The organism is Burkholderia sp. Ac-20345 (genome assembly GCF_017104825.1).
In the GTDB taxonomy this organism is placed as follows: domain Bacteria; phylum Pseudomonadota; class Gammaproteobacteria; order Burkholderiales; family Burkholderiaceae; genus Burkholderia; species Burkholderia lata_B.
Window position 1 is genome coordinate 1 of the sequence record NZ_JAAGPO010000417.1, and the last position, 3,153, is coordinate 3,153.

At 52.6% G+C, this 3,153-nt stretch carries 2 rRNA genes; both read right to left on the reverse strand.

The annotated features are described in order from the left end of the window. Window positions 1-11: 11 nt before the first annotated feature. A 5S ribosomal RNA gene (gene rrf / locus G3O06_RS47485) occupies window positions 12-124 on the reverse strand. Window positions 125-254: 130 nt separating this feature from the next. Continuing rightward, window positions 255-3,135, reverse strand: a 23S ribosomal RNA gene (locus tag G3O06_RS47490). Window positions 3,136-3,153: the final 18 nt, after the last annotated feature.

Consider the following 3,153-nt stretch of genomic DNA (forward strand, 5'->3'; position numbering starts at 1 on the left):
TGGCTTAGGGAGCCTGACGATTACCTACTTTCACACGGGAATCCGCACTATCATCGGCGTAGAGTCGTTTCACGGTCCTGTTCGGGATGGGAAGGGGTGGGACCGACTCGCTATGGTCATCAGGCAAAGAGGGTTGTTGTGCTGACTTCGCAGCACAACCAATCTTGGAAGAAGCAGTAATTTTGAGTTGTGTGTATCACACACGAGAATCCAACCAATCCGACGCGCTCTGTAGCGCGAAACAGACTTGTTATAGGATCAAGCCTTACGGGCAATTAGTATCAGTTAGCTGAACGCATTACTGCGCTTACACACCTGACCTATCAACGTCCTGGTCTCGAACGACCCTTCAAGGGGATCTAGTCCCCAGGGATATCTCATCTTAAGGCGAGTTTCCCGCTTAGATGCTTTCAGCGGTTATCTCTTCCGAACATAGCTACCCGGCGATGCCACTGGCGTGACAACCGGTACACCAGAGGTTCGTCCACTCCGGTCCTCTCGTACTAGGAGCAGCCCCCTTCAAATATCCAACGCCCACGGCAGATAGGGACCAAACTGTCTCACGACGTTTTAAACCCAGCTCACGTACCTCTTTAAATGGCGAACAGCCATACCCTTGGGACCGGCTACAGCCCCAGGATGAGATGAGCCGACATCGAGGTGCCAAACACCGCCGTCGATATGAACTCTTGGGCGGTATCAGCCTGTTATCCCCAGAGTACCTTTTATCCGTTGAGCGATGGCCCTTCCATACAGAACCACCGGATCACTATGACCTGCTTTCGCACCTGCTCGACTTGTCGGTCTCGCAGTTAAGCACGCTTATGCCATTGCACTATCAGCACGATTTCCGACCGTACCTAGCGTACCTTCGTACTCCTCCGTTACGCTTTGGGAGGAGACCGCCCCAGTCAAACTGCCTACCATGCACTGTCCCCGACCCGGATCACGGGCCAAGGTTAGAACCTCAAACAAACCAGGGTGGTATTTCAAGGACGGCTCCACCGAAACTAGCGTTCCGGTTTCATAGCCTCCCACCTATCCTACACAGATCGGTTCAAAGTCCAATGCAAAGCTACAGTAAAGGTTCATGGGGTCTTTCCGTCTAGCCGCGGGTAGATTGCATCATCACAAACACTTCAACTTCGCTGAGTCTCGGGAGGAGACAGTGTGGCCATCGTTACGCCATTCGTGCAGGTCGGAACTTACCCGACAAGGAATTTCGCTACCTTAGGACCGTTATAGTTACGGCCGCCGTTTACCGGGACTTCAATCAAGAGCTTGCACCCCATCATTTAATCTTCCGGCACCGGGCAGGCGTCACACCCTATACGTCCACTTTCGTGTTTGCAGAGTGCTGTGTTTTTATTAAACAGTCGCAGCCACCAGTTTATTGCAACCCCTTCACCCTTTGCCCGCAGGGGCATCAAGCTACAAGGGCGTACCTTATCCCGAAGTTACGGTACCAATTTGCCGAGTTCCTTCTCCCGAGTTCTCTCAAGCGCCTTAGAATACTCATCTCGCCCACCTGTGTCGGTTTGCGGTACGGTCATCATTAGACTGAAGCTTAGAGGCTTTTCTTGGAACCACTTCCAATTGCTTCGCTCCCTAAGGAGCTCGCGCCACACCCTTGAATTCCGCGCCCGGATTTGCCTAAGCGCCTTCTCCAATGCAGCGACCGGGACTTCCAACACCCGGACAACCTTCCGCGATCCGTCCCCCCATCGCATCTAACAATGGTGCAGGAATATTGACCTGCTTCCCATCAGCTACGCATTTCTGCCTCGCCTTAGGGGCCGACTCACCCTACGCCGATGAACGTTGCGTAGGAAACCTTGGGCTTACGGCGAGGGGGCCTTTCACCCCCTTTATCGCTACTCATGTCAGCATTCGCACTTCCGATACCTCCAGCACGCTTTTCAACGCACCTTCGCAGGCTTACGGAACGCTCTCCTACCATGCACATAAATGTGCATCCGCAGCTTCGGTATATAGCTTAGCCCCGTTACATCTTCCGCGCAGGACGACTCGATCAGTGAGCTATTACGCTTTCTTTAAAGGGTGGCTGCTTCTAAGCCAACCTCCTGACTGTTTTAGCCTTCCCACTTCGTTTCCCACTTAGCTATATTTGGGGACCTTAGCTGGCGGTCTGGGTTGTTTCCCTCTTGACACCGGACGTTAGCACCCGATGTCTGTCTCCCGTGATTGCACTCTTCGGTATTCGGAGTTTGCTATGGCGGGGTAATCCGCAATGGACCCCCCAACCATGACAGTGCTCTACCCCCGAAGGTGAGACACGAGGCACTACCTAAATAGTTTTCGGAGAGAACCAGCTATTTCCAAGTTTGTTTAGCCTTTCACCCCTATCCACAGCTCATCCCCTAACTTTTCAACGTTAGTGGGTTCGGACCTCCAGTACGTGTTACCGCACCTTCATCCTGGCCATGGATAGATCACTTGGTTTCGGGTCTACGCCCAGCAACTGAACGCCCTATTCGGACTCGCTTTCGCTACGCCTGCCCTATACGGTTAAGCTTGCTACTGAACGTAAGTCGCTGACCCATTATACAAAAGGTACGCCGTCACCCCTTACGAGGCTCCGACTGTTTGTATGCATGCGGTTTCAGGATCTATTTCACTCCCCTCCCGGGGTTCTTTTCACCTTTCCCTCACGGTACTGGTTCACTATCGGTCGATCACGAGTATTTAGCCTTGGAGGATGGTCCCCCCATCTTCAGACAGGATTTCACGTGTCCCGCCCTACTTGTCGCACACCTAGTTCTTTCATACTGTTTTCGCCTACGGGGCTATCACCCGCTATGGCCGCACTTTCCAGAGCGTTCGGCTAACAATACAAATAAAGAGTGCAAGGCTCATCCCATTTCGCTCGCCACTACTTTGGGAATCTCGGTTGATTTCTTTTCCTGCGGTTACTTAGATGTTTCAGTTCACCGCGTTCGCTTCACATGGCCTATGTATTCAGCCATGGATACTCCAAAAGGAGTGGGTTTCCCCATTCGGACATCTACGGATCAAAGCTTGTTTGCCAGCTCCCCGTAGCTTTTCGCAGGCTACCGCGTCCTTCATCGCCTGTGATCGCCAAGGCATCCACCACATGCACTTGTTCGCTTGACCCTATAACGAGTCTGTCTC